The 20,932-nt window shown below is 72.4% G+C and carries 16 protein-coding genes and 3 rRNA genes; 16 read left to right on the plus strand and 3 right to left on the minus strand.

What is annotated here, in order from left to right:
* Positions 1–20 precede the first annotated feature (20 nt).
* The 9 genes from AB3388_RS13135 to AB3388_RS13175 all read left to right on the plus strand — a co-directional run bounded on the left by AB3388_RS13135 (position 21) and on the right by AB3388_RS13175 (position 11,845).
* Positions 21–554: an arginine repressor gene (locus tag AB3388_RS13135; RefSeq protein ID WP_495411215.1), complete on the plus strand. Its 534-nt coding sequence runs from the start codon at positions 21–23 to the stop codon at positions 552–554.
* The gene (gene argH / locus AB3388_RS13140) at positions 551–2,008 is read left to right on the plus strand and encodes an argininosuccinate lyase (RefSeq protein ID WP_495411216.1); all 1,458 of its coding nucleotides are present in this window, start codon (positions 551–553) and stop codon (positions 2,006–2,008) included. The genes AB3388_RS13135 and argH overlap by 4 nt, the downstream gene beginning before the upstream one ends.
* Positions 2,009–2,043: 35 nt before the next feature.
* Positions 2,044–2,652: a DNA-3-methyladenine glycosylase gene (locus AB3388_RS13145; RefSeq protein WP_495411459.1), complete on the plus strand. Its 609-nt coding sequence runs from the start codon at positions 2,044–2,046 to the stop codon at positions 2,650–2,652.
* Positions 2,649–3,938 (plus strand): tyrosine--tRNA ligase, encoded by a 1,290-nt coding sequence (gene tyrS / locus AB3388_RS13150; RefSeq protein ID WP_495411217.1) that lies wholly within the window; start codon positions 2,649–2,651, stop codon positions 3,936–3,938. The genes AB3388_RS13145 and tyrS overlap by 4 nt, the downstream gene beginning before the upstream one ends.
* Positions 3,939–4,283: 345 nt before the next feature.
* Positions 4,284–5,807, plus strand: a 16S ribosomal RNA gene (locus AB3388_RS13155).
* A 473-nt stretch (positions 5,808–6,280) separates the two neighbouring features.
* A 23S ribosomal RNA gene (locus tag AB3388_RS13160) occupies positions 6,281–9,411 on the plus strand.
* A 121-nt stretch (positions 9,412–9,532) separates the two neighbouring features.
* A 5S ribosomal RNA gene (gene rrf, locus AB3388_RS13165) occupies positions 9,533–9,649 on the plus strand.
* The 16S, 23S and 5S rRNA genes sit together here, the layout of an rRNA operon.
* Before the next feature lie 938 nt (positions 9,650–10,587).
* Positions 10,588–11,388 carry a hypothetical protein gene (locus AB3388_RS13170; RefSeq protein ID WP_495411218.1) on the plus strand — a complete coding sequence of 267 codons (801 nt, stop codon included), beginning with the start codon at positions 10,588–10,590 and terminating at the stop codon, positions 11,386–11,388.
* Between the two features lie 100 nt (positions 11,389–11,488).
* A complete protein-coding gene (locus AB3388_RS13175; protein ID WP_495411219.1) occupies positions 11,489–11,845 on the plus strand; it encodes a single-stranded DNA-binding protein in 357 nt (118 codons plus the stop codon).
* Between the two features lie 5 nt (positions 11,846–11,850).
* Here AB3388_RS13175 and AB3388_RS13180 read toward each other — a convergent pair whose 3' ends face one another.
* Positions 11,851–13,158: a DUF1015 family protein gene (locus tag AB3388_RS13180; protein ID WP_495411220.1), complete on the minus strand. Its 1,308-nt coding sequence runs from the start codon at positions 13,156–13,158 to the stop codon at positions 11,851–11,853.
* A 118-nt stretch (positions 13,159–13,276) separates the two neighbouring features.
* Between AB3388_RS13180 and AB3388_RS13185 the strand changes: the two genes are divergently transcribed.
* The gene (locus AB3388_RS13185; protein WP_495411221.1) at positions 13,277–13,672 is read left to right on the plus strand and encodes a tetratricopeptide repeat protein; all 396 of its coding nucleotides are present in this window, start codon (positions 13,277–13,279) and stop codon (positions 13,670–13,672) included.
* On the plus strand, positions 13,669–14,757 hold the full coding sequence (locus AB3388_RS13190) for an HAD-IIA family hydrolase (protein ID WP_495411222.1): 1,089 nt from the start codon (positions 13,669–13,671) through the stop codon (positions 14,755–14,757). The genes AB3388_RS13185 and AB3388_RS13190 overlap by 4 nt, the downstream gene beginning before the upstream one ends.
* Before the next feature lie 11 nt (positions 14,758–14,768).
* Here AB3388_RS13190 and AB3388_RS13195 read toward each other — a convergent pair whose 3' ends face one another.
* Positions 14,769–15,098, minus strand: a complete 330-nt coding sequence (locus tag AB3388_RS13195) for an alkyl sulfatase C-terminal domain-containing protein (RefSeq protein ID WP_495411460.1) — start codon at positions 15,096–15,098, stop codon at positions 14,769–14,771.
* A 202-nt stretch (positions 15,099–15,300) separates the two neighbouring features.
* Here AB3388_RS13195 and AB3388_RS13200 point away from each other — a divergent pair, with 202 nt between their 5' ends.
* From AB3388_RS13200 to AB3388_RS13220, 5 genes are all read left to right on the plus strand, one after another.
* A complete protein-coding gene (locus AB3388_RS13200; RefSeq protein WP_495411223.1) occupies positions 15,301–15,483 on the plus strand; it encodes a hypothetical protein in 183 nt (60 codons plus the stop codon).
* Complete coding sequence (locus tag AB3388_RS13205) at positions 15,483–16,280, plus strand: TlyA family RNA methyltransferase (RefSeq protein WP_495411224.1); 798 nt, start codon at positions 15,483–15,485, stop codon at positions 16,278–16,280. Before AB3388_RS13200 ends, AB3388_RS13205 begins: the two co-directional genes overlap by 1 nt.
* A 30-nt stretch (positions 16,281–16,310) precedes the next feature.
* A complete protein-coding gene (locus AB3388_RS13210; protein ID WP_495411225.1) occupies positions 16,311–17,390 on the plus strand; it encodes an NAD kinase in 1,080 nt (359 codons plus the stop codon).
* A complete protein-coding gene (gene recN / locus AB3388_RS13215) occupies positions 17,365–19,164 on the plus strand; it encodes a DNA repair protein RecN (protein WP_495411226.1) in 1,800 nt (599 codons plus the stop codon). Before AB3388_RS13210 ends, recN begins: the two co-directional genes overlap by 26 nt.
* Before the next feature lie 141 nt (positions 19,165–19,305).
* Complete coding sequence (locus AB3388_RS13220) at positions 19,306–20,022, plus strand: methyltransferase domain-containing protein (RefSeq protein WP_495411227.1); 717 nt, start codon at positions 19,306–19,308, stop codon at positions 20,020–20,022.
* Positions 20,023–20,046: 24 nt separating this feature from the next.
* Here AB3388_RS13220 and AB3388_RS13225 read toward each other — a convergent pair whose 3' ends face one another.
* Positions 20,047–20,913 (minus strand): TetR/AcrR family transcriptional regulator, encoded by an 867-nt coding sequence (locus AB3388_RS13225; RefSeq protein WP_495411228.1) that lies wholly within the window; start codon positions 20,911–20,913, stop codon positions 20,047–20,049.
* Between the last annotated feature and the right edge of the window lie 19 nt (positions 20,914–20,932).

Below are 20,932 nucleotides of genomic sequence, written 5' to 3' on the forward strand. Positions count from 1 at the left end.
TCACCGCGGCCCCTGCGGCGATGACGACCGCGGTCACGCGGTCGGCGCGGCAGGCCCGGATCCGCGAACTGATCGAGGCCCAGCCGGTCACCTCGCAGACCCATCTGGCCGCGCTGCTGGCCGAGGCCGGCATCGAGGTCACCCAGGCCACGCTCTCCCGCGACCTGGAGGAGCTCGGCGCGGTCAAGCTGCGCGGGTCCGACGGCGCCCCGGCGTCGTACGTGCTGCCCCCGGAGAACGCCCCGCTGCGGCCGGCGCAGACCGCCCCGGCCCGGCTCACCCGGCTGCTGGCCGACCTGCTCACCAGCGCCGAGGGCAGCGCCAACCTCGCCGTCCTGCGCACGCCACCCGGGGCCGCGCAGTTCCTCGCCTCCGCGCTCGACAAGGTGGGACTGCCCGACATCCTGGGCACCATCGCCGGGGACGACACCGTGCTCGTCATCTCCCGCGAGCCGGACGGCGGCCCCGCCGTCGCCGATCGGCTGCGCGGGCTCGCCGAGCGCACCCCCGCCGTCTACCCCGAGCTGAAGACCGACCTGGAAGAGAGTTCGTGACCGCCGGACCGCACCCGACCCCTCCCGCTGCGAGCGACACCCGGCTGTGGGGCGGCCGCTTCGGCGGCGGCCCGTCCCCGGCGATGGCGGCCCTGTCGAAGTCCACCCACTTCGACTGGAAGCTCGCCCCCTTCGACCTGGCCGGCTCCCGCGCGCACGCCCGCGTGCTGCACCGGGCGGGCCTGCTCACCGACGACGAGCTCGACCGGATGCTCGGCGCGCTGCGCGCGCTGTCCGACGAGGTCGCCGCCGGGACGTTCGTCGCCGCCGAGTCCGACGAGGACGTCCACGAGGCGCTCGAGCGCGGCCTCACCGAGAAGCTCGGCACGCTCGGCGGCAAGCTGCGCGCCGGGCGCAGCCGCAACGACCAGATCGCCACCGACCTGCGGCTCTACCTGCGCCACTGGGTCCGCTCGCTGGTCGCCGAGCTGTCCTCGCTGGAGTTCGCGCTGCTCGGCCTCGCCGAGCGGTACGCCGACGTCGCCGCCCCCGGCATGACGCATCTGCAGCACGCCCAGCCGGTGCTCATCGCCCACCAGCTGATGGCCCACGCGCACGCCTTCTCCCGCGACGTCGACCGGCTGCGCGACTGGGACCGGCGGACGGCGGTCAGCCCGTACGGCTCCGGCGCCCTGGCCGGCTCGTCGCTGCCGCTGGACCCCGACGCCGTCGCCGCGGAGCTCGGCTTCGACCGCGCGTCGGACAACTCCATCGACGGGGTCAGCGACCGCGACTTCGCCGCGGAGTTCTGCTTCGCCGCGGCGCTGATCGGCGTGCACCTGTCCCGGCTGGGGGAGGAGGTCGTGCTCTGGACGTCGACCGAGTTCGGCTGGGCCCGCCTCGACGACGCCTGGGCGACCGGGTCGTCGATCATGCCGCAGAAGAAGAACCCCGACATCGCCGAGCTGGCGCGCGGCAAGTCCGGCCGCTTCGTCGGCAACCTCACCGGCCTGCTCACCATGCTCAAGGGCCTGCCGCTGGCCTACGACCGCGACCTGCAGGAGGACAAGGAGCCGGTCTTCGACTCCATGGAGCAGTTGCTGCTCCTGCTGCCCGCGGTCACCGGCATGATCGCCACGCTGACCCTGCGCCCGGAGGTGCTCGAGGCGGCCGCGCCGCAGGGCTTCGCCCTGGCGACCGACGTCGCCGAGTGGCTGGTCCGGCAGGGGGTGCCCTTCCGCTCGGCGCACGAGATCAGCGGCGAGATGGTCGCGTTCTGCGAGCAGGCCGGCCTCGAGCTCGACCAGCTGGACGACGACCAGCTCGCCGGGATCGACGAGCGGCTCACCCCGGAGGTCCGGTCGGTGCTGTCGGTGCCGGGTGCGCTGGCGGCCCGGTCGACCCGCGGGGGGACGGCGCCCGCGCGGGTGGCCCAGCAGTTCACGGTGCTGAAGGCGCTGGCCACCGAGCACGCCGACTGGGCCCTGGCCTCACCCGTGGCGGCCGTCCTCTGAGCGCGGCGGGCCCGCTGGTCACCTGCGACGAGCTGCTGGGGAAGCCCGACGAGGTCGCCCCGGCGTTGCTCGGCTGCTGGCTGGTGACCGACCGCCCGGAGGGGACGGTCGGGGTCCGGCTCACCGAGGTCGAGGCCTACTCCGGCGAGGGCATGGACCCCGCGGCGCACTCGCACCGCGGACCGACACCGCGCGCGGAGATCATGTTCGGTCCGCCCGGGCGGCTGTACGTGTACTTCAGCTACGGCGTGCACTGGTGCGCCAACGTCGTCGTCGCCCCCGCCGGGCGGGGCTCGGCGGTGCTGCTGCGTGCCGGTGAGGTGGTGGTGGGGGAGCCCCTCGCCCGCGCCCGCCGGCCCGCCGCGAAGGCGGCCCGCGACCTGGCCCGCGGGCCGGCCCGGCTCACGCAGGCGCTCGCCATCGGCCCGGCGGACAAGGGCGCCGACCTGCTCGCGCCGTCGTCCCCGCTGCGGCTGCACCACGGGGACGCGCCGTCGTCGGTGTCCGTCGGACCGCGCGTGGGGATCACCCAGGCGACCGACCTGCCGTGGCGCTTCTGGGTGACCGATGCCCCCTCGGTGAGTGTGTTCCGGGCGGGTGGCAAGCCCCGCCGCCGGCGCGCCGGGCAGGATGGTGTCCCGTGAGGGACGTGATCGACGAACTGCACCGCCGCGGGCTGATCGCCCAGAGCACGGACGAGGAGGCCCTGCGCGCCCACCTCGCCGAGGGACCGATCACCTACTACTGCGGCTTCGACCCCACTGCGCCGAGCCTGCACGTGGGGCACCTGCTGCAGTTCATGGTGCTGCGTGCGCTGCAGCGCGCCGGGCACCAGCCGATCGTGCTCGTCGGCGGGGCCACCGGGCTGATCGGCGACCCGCGGCCCTCGGCCGAGCGCCAGCTCAACGACCGCGACACCGTCGCCGGGTGGGTGGACCGCATCCGCGCGCAGGTCGCGCCGTTCCTCGAGCTGCCGGCCGAGCGCGAGGGCCTCAAGCCGCCGATCTACGTCGACAACCTGGACTGGACCCAGCCGCTGTCGGCGATCGACTTCCTGCGGGAGCTGGGCAAGCACTTCCGGGTCAGCCGGATGCTGGCCAAGGAGGCGGTGTCGGCCCGGCTGAACTCCGAGGCCGGTATCAGCTACACCGAGTTCAGCTACCAGATCCTGCAGGCCAACGACTTCCGGGAGCTGTTCCTCCGGTACGGCTGCACGCTGCAGAGCGGCGGCTCCGACCAGTGGGGCAACCTCACCGCCGGCATCGACCTGGTGCGCCGCACGCAGGGCGTCGGCGTGCACGCGCTGGCGACCCCCCTGGTGACCAAGTCCGACGGCACCAAGTTCGGCAAGAGCGAGGGCGGCAGCATCTGGCTCGACCCGGTGCTCACCAGCCCTTACGCCTTCTTCCAGTTCTGGCTCAACGCCGACGACGCCGACGCCCGGGCCTGGCTGCCGCTGTTCTCGGAGCGGCAGCCCGAGGAGATCGACGCGCTGATCGCCGAGTCGCTGGAACGCCCCGCCGCACGGGCCGCCCAACGCGCGCTGGCGGAGGAGCTGACCCTGCTGGTGCACGGGCCCGACCAGTTGCGCGAGGCCGAGGCTGCGGGCCGCGCGCTCTTCGGCCGGGAGGACCTGCGCACGCTGGGGGAGGACACCCTCGGCGCCGCCCTGCGCGAGGCAGGCTTCGCCGCCGTCGACGGCCCGACGCCGACCATCGCGCAGCTGTTCCAGCAGGCCGGGCTGGTCGGCAGCCTCTCCGAGGCGCGGCGCACGGTGAAGGAGGGCGGGGCGTACCTGAACAACGAGCGGGTGACCGACGCCGACGCCGTCCCGACCGAGGCGGACTGGCTGCAGGGGGGCTGGCTGGTGCTCCGGCGCGGCCGGCGGACCGTCGCCGGCGTGCACCGGGGACCGGCCCCGACCGCCTGACGGGCCCGGTTACGGGCAGGTGAACGCGCTGTTCCGGGAGGGTGTCCGGCGTCACCGCCCAATCGGTTTGACACGGCCTCCGGGCGCACGTAACTTTCTCTCTGCGCCGCGCGTGACCGCCTGAGGGTGGCCGCCGGGAGGGCCTGCGGGCCAGCCCGCCGCGCGGGGCCACATCGAGAGTCGCCTGAGACGAAGGCCGCGAGGCTGGGGTTTCAGCGCGTCCGCTCCTTGAGAACTCAACAGCGTGCCGAAAGTCAGTGCCAAGTATCAACCCCTTTGTGGGTTTCTTTGGGTTGATTGATATCGCGATCTGTCAGGTCGCGGTTCTCAGCCGGTATCAAATCATCTACGGAGAGTTTGATCCTGGCTCAGGACGAACGCTGGCGGCGTGCTTAACACATGCAAGTCGAACGGTGAACCCGCTTCGGTGGGGGATCAGTGGCGAACGGGTGAGTAACACGTGGGCAACCTGCCCCCGGCTCTGGGATAACTCCAAGAAATTGGGGCTAATACCGGATATGTCCGCTGACCGCATGGTCTGGTGGTGGAAAGGGTTTCCGGCTGGGGATGGGCCCGCGGCCTATCAGCTTGTTGGTGGGGTAGTGGCCTACCAAGGCGACGACGGGTAGCCGGCCTGAGAGGGTGACCGGCCACACTGGGACTGAGACACGGCCCAGACTCCTACGGGAGGCAGCAGTGGGGAATATTGCGCAATGGGCGAAAGCCTGACGCAGCGACGCCGCGTGGGGGATGACGGCCTTCGGGTTGTAAACCTCTTTCAGCAGGGACGAAGCCTTTTCGGTGACGGTACCTGCAGAAGAAGCACCGGCCAACTACGTGCCAGCAGCCGCGGTAATACGTAGGGTGCAAGCGTTGTCCGGAATTATTGGGCGTAAAGAGCTCGTAGGCGGTTCGTCGCGTCGGCTGTGAAATCCCGAGGCTCAACCTCGGGTCTGCAGTCGATACGGGCGGACTGGAGTTCGGCAGGGGAGACTGGAATTCCTGGTGTAGCGGTGAAATGCGCAGATATCAGGAGGAACACCGGTGGCGAAGGCGGGTCTCTGGGCCGATACTGACGCTGAGGAGCGAAAGCGTGGGGAGCGAACAGGATTAGATACCCTGGTAGTCCACGCCGTAAACGTTGGGCGCTAGGTGTGGGGGCCATTCCACGGTCTCCGTGCCGCAGCTAACGCATTAAGCGCCCCGCCTGGGGAGTACGGCCGCAAGGCTAAAACTCAAAGGAATTGACGGGGGCCCGCACAAGCGGCGGAGCATGTTGCTTAATTCGATGCAACGCGAAGAACCTTACCTAGGCTTGACATGCACGGAAATCTCCCAGAGATGGGGGGTCCGTAAGGGCCGTGCACAGGTGGTGCATGGTTGTCGTCAGCTCGTGTCGTGAGATGTTGGGTTAAGTCCCGCAACGAGCGCAACCCTCGTTCCATGTTGCCAGCACGTGATGGTGGGGACTCATGGGAGACTGCCGGGGTCAACTCGGAGGAAGGTGGGGATGACGTCAAATCATCATGCCCCTTATGTCTAGGGCTGCAAACATGCTACAATGGCCGGTACAAAGGGCTGCGATACCGTGAGGTGGAGCGAATCCCAAAAAGCCGGTCTCAGTTCGGATTGGGGTCTGCAACTCGACCCCATGAAGTTGGAGTCGCTAGTAATCGCAGATCAGCAACGCTGCGGTGAATACGTTCCCGGGCCTTGTACACACCGCCCGTCACGTCACGAAAGTCGGTAACGCCCGAAGCCGGTGGCCCAACCCCTCGTGGGAGGGAGCCGTCGAAGGCGGGATCGGCGATTGGGACGAAGTCGTAACAAGGTAGCCGTACCGGAAGGTGCGGCTGGATCACCTCCTTTCTAAGGAGCACTCGCCGGCCCGCTATCCGCGGGTCGGTGCAGAGCCATGCCAGCACGGTGACGGTCCGCCATCTGCGGTGGGCCGCGGGTTGTCTGGATGGTGCTCGAGGGTGGAACGCTGACCAGTTCGGCCGCCGGCCCGCGCCGGCCCCCAGTACTGCAGCCCCGCGAGGGGCTGCGTGGACCGGGGTGGGACGCGGGGACCGGGGTCGTAGGCACGCTGTTGGGTCCTGAGGGAGCGGGCCCGTCCCCGGGTGGGGGTGGGGCTTCCTCGACAGGGCCATCCGGTTTCCGGACCACCGCGCGCGGCGCGGGTTCGGCGGGAACGCCGGCGGATGGTGGCTGTTTGTTCGTTGAGAACTGCACAGTGGACGCGAGCATCTTTTTGAGCTCTGTGGTTTGCAGAGCGTGTAGGCCCGCCCGGACCGCCGGGCCCCTTGTCGGGGTGTGGTGGTGGGGGCGGAATTGTTGTGTGTCAAGTTGGTAAGGGCACACGGTGGATGCCTGGGCACCAGGAGCCGATGAAGGACGTGGGAGGCTGCGATAAGCCTCGGGGAGCTGCCAACCGAGCGTTGATCCGAGGATGTCCGAATGGGGGAACCCCGCACCAGTCATGTGGTGTGACCCGCGCCTGAACACATAGGGCGTGTGGAGGGAACGTGGGGAAGTGAAACATCTCAGTACCCACAGGAAGAGAAAACAACCGTGATTCCGTGAGTAGTGGCGAGCGAAAGCGGAGGAGGCTAAACCGGTCGCATGTGATACCCGGCAGGGGTTGTGCGGTCGGGGTTGTGGGACGATCCAGCCATTTCTGCCGGAGTGGCGGGGAGTGAGAAAGCGGCGTCGCTAGTGGAAGGCCTCTGGAAGGGGTCGCCGTAGAGGGTGAGAGCCCCGTACACGAAAGCGTGTCGCCTCCCGGATCTGTTTCCCAAGTAGCACCGAGCCCGTGAAATTCGGTGTGAATCCGGCGGGACCACCCGCTAAGCCTGAATACTCCCTGGTGACCGATAGCGGACAAGTACCGTGAGGGAAAGGTGAAAAGTACCCCGGGAGGGGAGTGAAATAGTACCTGAAACCGTGTGCCTACAAGCCGTGAGAGCCTTAGCCGCATCCGTGTGGCGGGGTGATTGCGTGCCTTTTGAAGAATGAGCCTGCGAGTTAGCGGTACGTGGCGAGGTTAACCCGTGGGGGGTAGCCGTAGCGAAAGCGAGTCCGAACAGGGCGCTTCTAGTCGCGTGCTCTAGACCCGAAGCCGAGTGATCTACCCATGGCCAGGTTGAAGCGCGGGTAAGACCGCGTGGAGGACCGAACCCACCAGGGTTGAAAACCTGGGGGATGAGCTGTGGGTAGGGGTGAAAGGCCAATCAAACTCGGTGATAGCTGGTTCTCCCCGAAATGCATTTAGGTGCAGCGTCGCGTGTTTCTTGCCGGAGGTAGAGCACTGGATGGCCTAGGGGGCCCACAAGCTTACTGAAGTCAACCAAACTCCGAATGCCGGTAAGTGAGAGCGCGGCAGTGAGACTGCGGGCGATAAGGTTCGTAGTCGAGAGGGAAACAGCCCAGATCATCGGCTAAGGCCCCTAAGCGTGTGCTAAGTGGAAAAGGATGTGGGATCGCAGAGACAACCAGGAGGTTGGCTTAGAAGCAGCCACCCTTGAAAGAGTGCGTAATAGCTCACTGGTCAAGTGGTTCCGCGCCGACAATGTAGCGGGGCTCAAGCACACCGCCGAAGCCGTGACACTCCAGCGTGTACTCCGCCGGTCCTCGTAGGGGCCGGCCAGGGGCTGGGGTGGGTAGGGGAGCGTCGCGTGGTGGGTGAAGCGGCGGAGGGATCCAGCCGTGGACGCCACGCGAGTGAGAATGCAGGCATGAGTAGCGAGAGGGGAGTGAGAAACTCCCCCGCCGGAAGACCAAGGGTTCCTGGGCCAGGCTAATCCGCCCAGGGTGAGTCGGGACCTAAGGCGAGGCCGACAGGCGTAGTCGATGGACAACGGGTTGATATTCCCGTACCCGCGAAGGAGCGTCCATGCCGAACCCGGCGATGCTAACCACCCGACGCCACGCCGAGCTTTCGAGCGGAGCGTGGTCGAGCGTGGGACCCGGACCGGTAGTAGGCAAGCGATGGGGTGACGCAGGAAGGTAGTCGGGCCGGTGAGTGGTGGTACCGGTGCAAGGGTGTGGCCCGCGGAGCAGGCAAATCCGTTCCGCATGCAGGGTGAGGCCTGACGCATAGCCGAATGAGGCGAATCCGATGATCCTATGCTGCCGAGAAAAGCCTCTAGCGAGTTCCGAGCGGCCCGTACCCCAAACCAACTCAGGTGGTCAGGTAGAGAATACCGAGGCGATCGAGCGAACTGTGGTTAAGGAACTCGGCAAAATGCCCCCGTAACTTCGGGAGAAGGGGGACCCTTCGCCGTCAACCGCCTCGCGCGGGGCAGCGGTGGGGGGTCGCAGAGACCAGTGAGAAGCGACTGTTTACTAAAAACACAGGTCCGTGCGAAGTCGTAAGACGATGTATACGGACTGACGCCTGCCCGGTGCTGGAACGTTAAGGGGACGGGTTAGTGCCCTCGGGTGCGAAGCTCAGAACTCAAGCGCCAGTAAACGGCGGTGGTAACTATAACCATCCTAAGGTAGCGAAATTCCTTGTCGGGTAAGTTCCGACCTGCACGAATGGCGTAACGACTTCTCAGCTGTCTCAACCACAGGCTCGGCGAAATTGCACTACGAGTAAAGATGCTCGTTACGCGCGGCAGGACGGAAAGACCCCGGGACCTTCACTACAGCTTGATATTGGTGTTCGGTTCGGCTTGTGTAGGATAGGTGGGAGACCGTGAAGCGGGCACGCCAGTGTCCGTGGAGTCGCCGTTGAAATACCACTCTGGTCGAATTGGATGTCTAACCTCGGTCCGTGATCCGGATCAGGAACAGTGTCAGGTGGGTAGTTTAACTGGGGCGGTTGCCTCCCAAAATGTAACGGAGGCGCCCAAAGGTTCCCTCAGCCTGGTTGGCAATCAGGTGTCGAGTGCAAGTGCACAAGGGAGCTTGACTGCGAGACCGACGGGTCGAGCAGGAGCGAAAGCTGGGACTAGTGACCCGGCACCGGCAGGTGGAAGCGGTGTCGCTCAACGGATAAAAGGTACCCCGGGGATAACAGGCTGATCTTCCCCAAGAGTCCATATCGACGGGATGGTTTGGCACCTCGATGTCGGCTCGTCGCATCCTGGGGCTGGAGTAGGTCCCAAGGGTTGGGCTGTTCGCCCATTAAAGCGGTACGCGAGCTGGGTTTAGAACGTCGTGAGACAGTTCGGTCCCTATCCGCCGCGCGCGTAAGAGACTTGCGAAGAGCTGTCCCTAGTACGAGAGGACCGGGACGGACGAACCTCTGGTGTGCCAGTTGTACCGCCAGGTGCACTGCTGGTTGGCTACGTTCGGCAGGGATAACCGCTGAAAGCATCTAAGCGGGAAGCTCGCTTCAAGATGAGGTCTCTCACCTCCATGAGAGGGTAAGGCCCCCGCCCAGACCAGCGGGTCGATAGGCCGGAAGTGGAAGCACCGCAAGGTGTGCAGCTGACCGGTACTAACAGGCCGAGGACTTGACTCACACACCCTCACGCCCCCGCGGCGGCAGCAAAAAGGGAAGTCTCGCGTCCACTGTGCGGTTCTGAACGCACAAACCGGCCCACCCCGTACAACGGGTGCCTGGTCTGACATGTTCACAGCGTTACGGCGGCCATGGCGAGAGGGAAACGCCCGGACCCATTCCGAACCCGGAAGCTAAGCCTCTCAGCGCCGATGGTACTGCCCCGGGGACGGGGTGGGAGAGTAGGACGCCGCCGGACAACCATTCCAAGAACGGGGGTCAGAGCCACGTGCTCTGGCCCCCGTTCTTGTTTGTCCGGCAGCACGATGAGCGGCTCTCCGAGTACGCCTGACAGCGATGAGGTACCCAGAGGTCATGACAGGTCCCCGAGGCGGAACCGGCGGCTCGCCGGGCAGGAGAGGCGGCCCTCGGGGCGGCGGTTCGTCCCGAGGCGGCTCCGGGCGCCCGTCCTACGGCTCGTCGCGGGGCGCGGGTGCGTCGGGGAACCAGAGCGGGCGCTCCGGGCGACCCCGCTCCGGCGGCGACCGTCCTCAGCGGCCGGCCGGCGGCTACGGCGGCCGGCCTGACGGCGACGGCGGCGAGGACCGCCGCCGGTTCGGCGCGCCGGGTGAGCGCCGGGGTTCCGCGGGTGGCGCGGCCCGCGGCGGCGAGCGTCCGCAGCGCAGCCAGTGGCAGGACCGCCGCGCCGGCAGCGATCGGCCGGCATGGCAGGACCGCCGTCCGGACGACGAGCGTGCACAGGGCCGAGGCCGCGGTTCTCGGGACGAGCGTCCGCCGCGCGGGGGATACCGCGCCGGCGAGGACCGTCCCCGGCGGGACGGCGCCTCCCGCGGTGATCGGCCGGAGCGCGCCGGCGAGCGGCGTCCGGGCGATCGCCCGCAGTGGCAGGACCGCCGAGCGGGCGGCCCCCGTGGCGAGCGCAGCGGCGCTGGTGACCGGCCGAACTGGCGGGACCGCCGTCCGGGAGAGGACCGCCCGCACCGGGAGGGACGCCGCCCGTCGAGTGCCGGAGCCGATCGAGGCGGCGCCGGCAGCGAGCGCAGGGACTGGCGCGATCGGCGTCCGTCCGACGATCAGCGCTACGGACGGCCGGCGCGGCCACGGGACGAGCGCCCCGCGCGGCCGACCGGGCCGGAGCTGCCCGACTGGGCCGACCCCCGGGAACTGGACTCGTCGGTGCGGGCGGCGCTGCGCGGGCTCGACCCGCGCAACGCCGACCGGGTTGCGCGGCACCTCGTGGCCGCCGGCACGCTCGTCGACGAAGAGCCCGAGGCCGCGCTGGCCCACGCCCGCGCGGCGCGGGACCGCGCCTCCCGGGTGGCCGCCGTCCGCGAGGCGGTGGGCGTGGCCGCGTACCACGCCGGTGACTACGCCGAGGCCGCGCGGGAGCTGCGCGCCTACCGCCGCATGAGCGGCGACCCGGGGTACCGGGCCGTCCTCGCCGACTGCGAGCGGGCGCTCGGGCGTCCGGAGGTCGCCCTGCGGCTGGTGGCCGAGGCGCTCGCTGCTCCCGACCCCGACGAGCTCGTCGAGCTGCGGCTGGTCGAGGCCGGTGCCCGCCGCGACCTCGGCGAGCCGGCCGCCGCCCGCCTCGTCCTCGAGGACGCCCTGGGGGGCCGGCGCGAGCCGGAGGGTCTGAGCGCGGAGGAACCCGACCGGCTGCGGCTGGCCGCGGCCTACGCGGACCTGCTCCGGGCGGCGGGCGAGGAGGACCGGGCCGCGGCCTGGTCCGAGGCCGTCGCGGCCGCCGACGTCGACGACGTCACCGGCACGGGCGGCGGCCCCGACGTGATCTTCTCCGAGGAACCGGTCGAGGTCGCGCCCGTCGAGGCGCTCGAGCCGGTGCCGGACGCCGCGGAGGACGACAGCGAGCTCGACGACCACCTCGACCTCAGCGACGACATCGAGGCCGAGGTCGCCGAGCTGCTCGGCGAGGACCACCCCCTCGCGCGGCCGCCGGACGACGCCGCGCACTGACCGCCGACAGAACCGGCAGGGACCGTCCACATGCGACGGTCACGTCCACAGATCATCCAGTGCGCTGGGTTCGGCGCCGGCCGCTCGACAGGCTCGTGCCATGAGCGTGGCTGTCATCGACCGGAACGACGTGCTGCTGCGGGGACGGTTGTCCGCGCCGGCGGAGGTGCGCACCCTGCCCAGCGGGGACGTCCTGCTGACCTTTCGGCTGGTGGTGCGCCGGCCGGAACCACGGTCGCGCGGCCAGTCGGTCGACACACTGTCCTGCATCACCTACGACCGCGCCCTGCAGCGGCGTGCGGCGTTGTGGCAGCCCGGCGACGTCGTCGAGGTGGAGGGGGCCCTGCAGCGCCGTTTCTGGCGCACGGGCGCCGGCACCGCGTCGGTCTGCGAGGTCAACTGCCGCAAGGGGCGCAAGGTCCCGCGGTCGGCGTCCGCCGACGTCCGGACGGCGTGAGGCGCTCAGTCCCCATGCGGGCGGAGCACCAGGCCCGTGCGCGGCTTCGGGACGAACAGCGTCGACTTCCGGGGCATCCGCGCCCCGGCCCGCGCGACCGCCGCGACGTCGGCGGGGGAGGGCGCCAGCAGGAGGACGGCGGTGCCCGCCCGTTCGCGGGCCACCCGCAGCGCCTCGGCGACGTCGTGGGCGACCAGGACCGTCCCCGGGTCGTCGCCACGTCCCCAGAGGTGCTCGAACAGGCCGTGATGGGCGAGCACCACGTCGAGCCGGCGCCACGCGTCGGGTGCCTCGCGCGGCACGGTGGCCACGACGTCGGGGGCGGGATCGCGCAGCCGCACCAGCCGGTGGCCGTCGCTGAGGAGGAAGCCCGAGGCTCCGGGCTCGGACAGCCGGCGCCGGGCGGCCGCCTCGGCCGACGGCTCGACCGGGAGCTCCTCGATCCGGAAGCCGGCCGCGGCGCGGCGAACGGCCTCGGCCAGCGGCAGCTCCGGGACGACGCGGTGGATCGCCTCCACCCGCAGGCCGCCCGGCCCCATGGGGGTCAGCAGCGCGAGGATCGCGTCGGCGCCGGGCCGGCCCGGCTGGCCGCGCGAGTACGCCTGCGCGGCGGCGAAGCGGTGGTGGCCGTCGGCGATGACCGCGCCGGCGTCGGTGAAGCCCGCGGCCAGCTCGTGGATGACCTCGGCGTCCGTGACGCGCCAGAGCCGGTGCAGCACCGCGTCGGCGTCCTCGAGCTCCAGCGTGGGCTCCCCGCGCTGCGCCATCCGGGTGAGCGCGGAGACGATCGGCTCGCGATCGTGGGCGAGGATGATCGGCTCCAGGTCGGTGGCGGTGGCGGCCAGCAGCGCGCGCCGTCCCTCCACCGCGACCGGGAAGGTGTCCTCGTGGGGGAGGACCGCGCGGGAGCCCGGCGGCGGCAGGGCCACCGCGCCCAGCCAGCCGATCGTGGCCGGGACCCCGCCCGGCGGGCGCAGCTCGTAGAGCCAGAACGCCCGGTGGTCGTCGCGCTGCAGCACGCCGTCGTCCAGCCACTCGCGCAGGGTGCGGGCCGACAGCTCCGCGGAGCGGCGGGCCACGTCGTCGTCCGGCCCCGCGGCGGGTTCGACGCGGGGAAGGATGAGGCGCACGATGTTGTGCGGGTCGGCGTCGGCCAGGCGCTCCCGGCCGCTCGGGGTCACCAGGTCGTAGGCTGGCGAACTCACCCGGGCCAGGTGCCCGGGGTCTCGCCGGCGGTAGGTGAGGGCCCGGAAGGGCCGGAAGTCCAGTCCCCTCGCCTGGGGCGACTGGGCGTCCGCCGACGAGGAGAGCACGACGGTGATCGTAGGAGCGTCCCGCTCCGGCTCGCCGCCGCGATCGGTCCCGGAGGGGCGCCGGCAGCGGTGCGCCCGGTTCGCAGGACGCGGTCCGGCGGACGCGGAAGGGGCAGCGGTGTCCGAGGCAGGTTCCCCGGGAGGCGGCGTCTACGAGTGGTACCAGCGCGGGCTGCAGCTGCTGAGCAACGGCGATCCGGCGGCCGCGGCGCTGCTGCTCAGCCGCGCCGCGGAGGCCGAGCCCGGATCGCGCAGCGTCCGTGAGGCGCTGGCGCGGGCCCAGTACGACGCCGGCCGGTACCAGGAGGCGATCGCCTCGTTCACCGAGCTGATCGCGGACAACCCCACCGACGACTACGCGCACTTCGGTCTCGGGCTCGCCGCCAGCCGCGCGGGGGAGCTGAAGGTCGCCGCCGAGCACCTGGCGCTGGCCGTCGCCATGCGCCCCGACCTCCGGCACTACGCGCAGGCCCTGCGCGGGGTGCGGGCCCGGCGCGCGGCGGAGTCGGCGTGAGCGGCCGGCCGGTGCCGTCGCTCGCCGGCGGCAGCCGGCAGCCGCCGTGCGAGGCCTTCGACGTGGCCCTCCTCGACCTCGACGGCGTGGTCTACGTCGGCCCCGACGCGGTGCCGGGCGTGCCGGACGCCCTCGCTGCGGCGCGGAAGGCCGGCATGCGCCTCGGCTTCGTCACCAACAACGCCGCCCGCACGCCCGAGGAGGTGGCGCGGCACCTGGTCGAGCTGGGCGTGCCCGCGCAGGCCTCCGACGTCATCACGAGCTCGCAGGCGGCCGCCAGCGTGGTCGCCGAGCACATCGGCGCCGAGGCGCGAGTGCTGCCCGTCGGCGGTCCGGGCGTCGCCGCAGCGCTGCGGGCCGCCGGGCACACCGTCGTCGAGCGGGCCGAGGACCGGCCGCAGGCGGTCGTGCAGGGCTACGGCCGCGAGGTGGGCTGGGCGCAGCTGGCCGAGGCCGTCGTGGCGATCCGCAACGGGGCGCGGCACGTGGCCACCAACACCGACGCGACCCTCCCGTCACCGCGGGGCCCGCTGCCGGGCAACGGGGCGATGGTCGGCGTGGTCCGCGGGGTCACCGGCCAGGAGCCGCTGGTCGCGGGCAAGCCGGACCCGGCGATGCACGCCGAGTGCGTGCGGCGCACGGCCGCCGAGCGCCCGCTCGTCGTCGGCGACCGCCTCGACACCGACATCGAGGGCGCGCGGCGGGCCGGCGCTGCCAGCCTGCTCGTGCTCACGGGGGTCACCGACCCGGCCACGCTGCTCGCCGCCGCGCCCGACCACCGGCCCGATCTGCTCTCCGCCGACGTCTCCGGCCTGCTCGGCGGCCTTCCCGCCGTCGTCCCCGACGGCCAGGCGTGGCGGTGCGGCACCTGGACGGCCGAGCACGAGTCCGACGGCGTCCTCCGGTTGCGCGCGGCCGGTCCGGCGCCGGACGGCGAGCCGGACGACGACGGCCTCGACGGACTGCGGGCGCTGTGCGTGGCGCACTGGCACGCCCACCCCGACGACGGCGTCGCCCCGAGGACGGTGGCCGGCGACGACCGGGCCGCCCGTGCCCTCGCCGGCTGGGGGCTCGCCGAAGGCTGACGCCGGCCGCGTCAGAGCAGCTTGCGCAACCGCAGCAGGTCGCGGAACCCGGCCTCCAGCTTCACCCGCCCGGAGGCCCACGCGGGGCCGAAGGACAGCTTTCCGTCGGTCAGCGCGACCAGGTCGTCGCTGGTCATCGTGAACCGGATGTCGGCCTTCGGCTGCGGCTCGTCGGCAGGGAGGACGTGCAGGTCGGCCACCGCCCCGGAACGCAGCTGGCCGCGCACCGTCTGGCCGAGGTCGGTGAGCCGGCAGGACAGGCTGCGATCCAGCCCCTCCGCGGCCGGGTTCGCCGCCAGCGGTCCGAGGATCTCGTCGAGCGCCTTCAGGCACTGGTCCATCGTGGCCACGCGCGCCTCCTCCTCGCCGGACGGCCGGTCGGTGCCGTGCACCCCGCACGCTATCCACCGCACCTCGCGTGGCCCCGTGCCCGTCGTCCCCGGCCGGTAACCTCGCAGACGGGCAACGTCCGGTGCAGCCGCTCCGGAGGTCCCGCAGTCCGGCCGCCCGCGACGGCGGCTCCCACGCGAGAGGGCGAGCACCATGACCGAGCCCAGTCCGCCCGGCGCCCGGGCGGAGGACCCGACGCCGGACGGCGGGGAGCAGCGGTCCGCCGACCCGCGGTTCGCCGGCCTCGAGGAGCGGCCGGTCGCCGAGCACGTCGAGGTGTTCGAGGCCGAGCACGCCCGGCTGCAGCGCGAGCTCGGCACGATCGACGAGCTCTGATGCCACGCCGCAGCCGACTCGACGCGGAGCTCGTGCGGCGGGGCCTGGCCCGATCCCGTGAGCACGCCGTCGCGCTCATCGCCGAGGGCCGCGTCGCCGTCTCCGGCCGCGCCGCGACCAAGCCCGCGACCGGTGTCGAGGCGGGCACGCCGGTCGTCGTCCGCACCGACCCCGACGCGCCCAGCTGGGTCTCCCGCGGTGCGCACAAGCTGCTCGGCGCGCTCGAGGCGTTCGAGGTCCCGGTCGAGGGCCGGCGCGCCCTCGACGCCGGCGCCTCCACCGGCGGCTTCACCGAGGTCCTGCTGCGCCGCGGCGCGGCCGAGGTGGTCGCCGTCGACGTCGGCTACGGCGAGCTGGCCTGGTCGCTGCGCACCGACGAGCGGGTGCATGTGCACGAGCGCACCAACGTCCGCACGCTGACCCCCGACGCGATCGGCGGCCCGGTCGACCTGGTCGTCGCCGACCTCTCGTTCATCTCCCTGCGGCTGGTCCTGCCCGCGCTGACCGCCTGCGCCCGCGAGGGCGCCGACCTGCTGCCCATGGTCAAGCCGCAGTTCGAGGTCGGCCGCGAGCGGCTCGGCGCCGGCGGTGTCGTCCGCGACCCTGAGCACCGCGCCGCCGCCGTGCTCGAGGTGGCCGGCGCCGCCGCGTCGCTCGGCTGGGGGACCGCCGGGGTCGTGGCCAGCCCGCTGCCCGGCCCGGCGGGCAATGTGGAGTTCTTCCTGTGGCTGCGCCGCGGAGCGGGGCCGGTGCGGGAGGACGACGTCCGGCGGGCCGTGCAGGAGGGCCCGCAGTGATCCGGGCAAGGACCTCGACGAGGAGGCAACGTGGCTGAGACCGGCGGAGGGGGCTGGACCCCCGGCCGCGGGCGGCACGTGCTGCTCACGGTGCACACCGGCCGGCGCGACATCGTCGAGCTGGCGCAGACGTCCGCGGCCCGGCTGGCCCGGGCGGGCATCACCGTCCGGGTGCTCGAGGAGGAGGCGCCGGCCCTGGACATCGCGGGCGCCGAGATCGTCCCCGCCGACGCCGAGGCCGCCCGCGGCGCCGAGATCGTCATGGTCTTCGGCGGCGACGGCACCTTCCTGCGCGCCGCCGAGCTGGCCCGCTACACCCACGCCGCGCTCATGGGCGTCAATCTCGGCCGGGTCGGCTTCCTCGCCGAGACCGAGCCCGAGGCCGTCGAGGAGACCCTGACCGCGATCGAGCGGTGCGAGTACTCCGTCGAGCGGCGGCTGGCCATCGAGGTCGACGTGTTCGACGGCGACGGCGGACTCGTCGGCGGCACGTGGGCGCTCAACGAGGCCTCGATCGAGAAGTCCGAGCGGTCACGGGTCCTCGACGTCGTCATCTCCATCGACGGCCGGCCGCTGACCAGCTTCGGCTGCGACGGCGTCCTGTGCGCCACCCCGACCGGGTCGACCGCCTATGCGTTCTCCGCGGGCGGCCCGGTGGTGTGGCCGGACGTCGAGGCGCTGCTCCTGGTGCCCACCAACGCGCACGCCCTGTTCGCCCGGCCGCTGGTCACCTCGCCGGACTCGGTGCTCACCGTCTCGGTCCCGGCCGACGGCAACACCGCGCGCGTCTCCGCCGACGGGCGGCGGGCGATCGACGTCCCCATGGGCGGCCGGGTCGACGTCCGCCGGGCCGACCGGCCGGTGCGCATCGCCCGCGTCCACTCCGCGAGCTTCGGCGACCGGCTGGTGGCCAAGTTCGGGCTGCCGGTCCGCGGCTTCCGCGACGCCCGGCCGCGCCAGCACCACCAGGGCCCGGGCCACGAGCTGCCGCCGACCCGCAACGTGCTGACCCGCGACATCGTCAGCGGGCCGTTCCCCGGCGGGGACGGCGAGGGTGGCGCTCCGGGCGCGGGGGAGGTGAGCGGTGCCGTCGCGCACGACGACGCGTAAGCCGGCGACGTCAACGGTCGCGCCGCAGCCGGATCGGCGGCTCGGCGCGCTGACCGAGCTGCGCATCCGCGGGCTGGGCTCCATCGACGACGCCACCCTCGAGCTCGGCCGCGGCCTCACCGTCGTCACCGGGGAGACCGGTGCCGGCAAGACGATGGTGGTGACCGGCCTGACCCTGCTCTTCGGCGGCCGCGCCGACCCCGGCCGGGTCCGCGCGGGCGGCCGGGCCGGCGTCGAGGGCCGCCTGGTCCTGCCGACCGACTCCCCGGTGTGGGAGCGGGCGAGCGAGGCCGGCGCCGAGCCGGACGACGACGGCAGCCTGATCCTGGCCCGCACGGTCAGCGCCGAGGGGCGGTCCCGTGCGCACCTCGGCGGCCGCAGCGTCCCGGTCGGCCTGGTCTCGGAGCTGTCGGAGGGGCTGCTCGCCGTCCACGGGCAGACCGACCAGCTGCGGCTGTCCCGCCCGGCCGAGCAGCGGCGCGCGCTCGACCGCTACGCCGGCGCCGAGCACCTGGCGGCGCTGGACCGCTACCGCGAGGCCTACGCCCGCTGGCGGGAGCTCGCCGCCGACCTCGACCGGCGTCGCGGCCAGGCCCGCGAGCTGGCGCAGGCCGCCGACGTGCTCCGCTACGGCCTGGAGGAGATCGAGCAGGTCGCCCCCGAGCCGGGGGAGGACGAGGCCCTCGACACCCAGGCCAAGCGGCTGGCCGACGCCGACGCGCTGCGGGCCGCCGCCGACGAGGCCCGGCTGGCCCTGGTCGGCGACGTCACCGGCGACCTCGGCGGGGGAGGGGAGTTCCCCCAGGACGCCACCGCGGCGCTGGCCACCGCCGAGCGCGCGCTCGCCGGGGCCGACGACCCGGCCCTCGTGATGCTCGCCCAGGACCTCGCCGACGCCGTCGCCGTCGTCTCGGAGGTCTCGGTCCAGCTCGCCGGCTACGTCGCCGACCTGGAGGCCGACCCCGCCCGGCTGGCCGAGGTCCTGGACCGCCGGGCGGCGATCACCGCGCTGGTGCGCAAGTACGCCGATCCGGGGCAGGGGCTGGCCGGCGTCCTCGCCTGGGCGGAGGACGCCCGCGGCCGGCTCTCCGAGCTCGACGTCTCCGACGAGGCGCTGGAGAAGCTGGCGGCCGAGCGGGACGCCGCCCGCGCCGAGGTCACCGAGCTCGGCCGGCAGGTGTCCGAGGGACGCCGCGCCGCCGCCGAGGGGTTCGCCGCCGAGGTCGGCCGGGAGCTGGCCGGGCTGGCGATGAAGAGCGCCCGCGTCTCCTTCTCGGTGGACACCGACGCCGAGAACCCGGGGCCGGAGGGGCTCGACGAGGTCGCCCTGCTGCTGGCCCCGCACCCCGGCGCCCCGCCGCGGCCGGTGCACAAGGGCGCCTCCGGCGGCGAGCTCTCCCGGGTCATGCTCGCGATCGAGGTCGTCTTCGCCGGCGCCGACCCGGTGCCGGTCATGGTCTTCGACGAGGTCGACGCCGGGGTGGGCGGTCAGGCGGCGGGGGAGATCGGCCGGCGGCTGGCCCGGCTGGCGGGCGACCACCAGGTCGTCGTCGTCACGCACCTCGCGCAGGTCGCCGCGTTCGCCGACACGCACCTCGTCGTCGACAAGTCGCCCGACACCGACGCCGGGGTGACCGCCACCGACATCCGCGCCGTCGACGGGGAGGACCGCGTGCGCGAGCTCGCCCGGATGCTGTCCGGGCTGGCCGACAGCGACACCGGCCAGGCGCACGCCCGGGAACTCCTGGCCGTCGCGGCGCAGGCGCGCGGGTGACGTCCGCGGGAACACCGCGCACGACCGGGTGACGTCCGGCGTATTTCCGCGACGTTGCGGGTAGGCCTGACCCGTGGGCAGCGGCGACCAGGTGATTCCCGGCCATTCCGATCCCGCCGGCACGACGGCGGGGCGGACGCGGTGAGCTGCTTCTCCTCGGCCGACGAGTCGTCGCACTACGGCTTCTCGGTCTGCATGCTGCTCGAGCAGTACCGGCGGCAGCTGGGCTGGGCGCAGGACGGCGTCGTCGAGCTCGGCACCGGTGACGCCGCGGCCGTCGCCGACGTCGTCCGGTCGTTGCCGGAGCTGCGGGTCACCGGCTACGACATCAGCCCCGAGTCGGTGGAGCGGGCGCGGCGCAACATCGCCGCCCGCGGCGTCGCCGACCGGTACACCGTCGAGCTGGGCGACTTCTTCGACGCCGCCGACTCCTCGGGTGCTCCGCGGGTGTCCACGGTGATCGCCAACCCGCCCTACATCCCGGCGCCGGACCGCGACATCCTCATGCCCGAGCTGTGGGGCGGCGTGCACGGCAACGACCTGGTGCTGCAGCTGCTCAAGGCCGGCTACCCGAACGTGGTCGTCGCCGTCGCCAGCTACGCCGACCCGGTCGGGACCGTCACCACGGCCGGCGACCTCGGCTACCGCGTCGCCAACTTTCTCGCGATGGGCCTGGACTACGGGCCCTACAGCAGCGAGCCGAAGGTGCGCGAGCACATCCGCCGGATCTGCGCCGACGGCCGCGGCTGGGCCGGCGAGGACGAGTACATGGTCGCCGTCGCGCTGTTCACCCAGGACCCCGACATCCCCGGCGACCGCGCCACCCAGCTCCTGCGGGCACTGCAGATCCCCGGCTGAGGAGTGCCTGTGCGCGGCGGCGGCTCACCGGCGCTTCGCGTAGCCGGCGAGGCCGAACTGCAGCAGCGCCAGGCCGCGCTCGCCCCGGGCCCGCAGCTCCGCCGACAGCTCCGGTCCGCCGGCGCCGGCCAGCACGCGGTCCCTGGCCAGGTCGAGCAGGGCGGCGTACAGCCCGAGGACGGCGTGCGCGGCCAGCCACGGCTCCAGCGCACCGGGCGCCGCTCGCGTCTCCGCGGCGATCAGCTCCGCCAGCGCGGTGGTCAGCCCGTCGAGGATCTCCCGCTCGCGGACCTGCAGCGTGCGGCTGCCGCGGATGACCTTGGCCATCTCCGCCACGCCGGCCGCCGCCTCCGGCGACCCGAGCATGCTGACCGCGGCGACGACGAAGCTGCCCGCGGCCGCCGCCACCGACTCGCCGGCCGGCCGGGAGCGGACGGCGTCCAGCAGCGCCGCCCGCATCGGGGGATCGGCCTCGAAGACCAGCCCCTCCTTGACCGGGAAGTGGTTGAACACCGTCTTCTCGACGACGCCGGCCCGCTGTGCGATCTCCACCACACTGACCGCGTCGAAGCCGCGCTCGGCGAACAGCTCCGCGGCGGCGTCGACGATCCGTGCCCGGGTCTGCTGACGCCGCCGCTCCCGGATGCCCGCCCCCCGCAGTCTCCGCCTGCCGCGGGGGGCGGACACGCCCTCGGGCGCCGTGCCGTCGAGCGGCAGGGCGCCGTCCGGTGCTCCCGTCGCGGCCGGGTCAGGGGCCGCCTCCTCCGGGATGTCGCCGGCAACGCCCTGGTCGGCGCGCCGGAGCTCGTCCGGGACCGCACGGACCACCGCCTCCAGCTCGGGCGGCGCTCCGTCGGCCCGCGGGCCGGGGACGGTCGCTGCTGGGCTCACGGCCGACGTCCCACCAATC

This window comes from Geodermatophilus sp. SMS 5-13, from assembly GCF_059428245.1.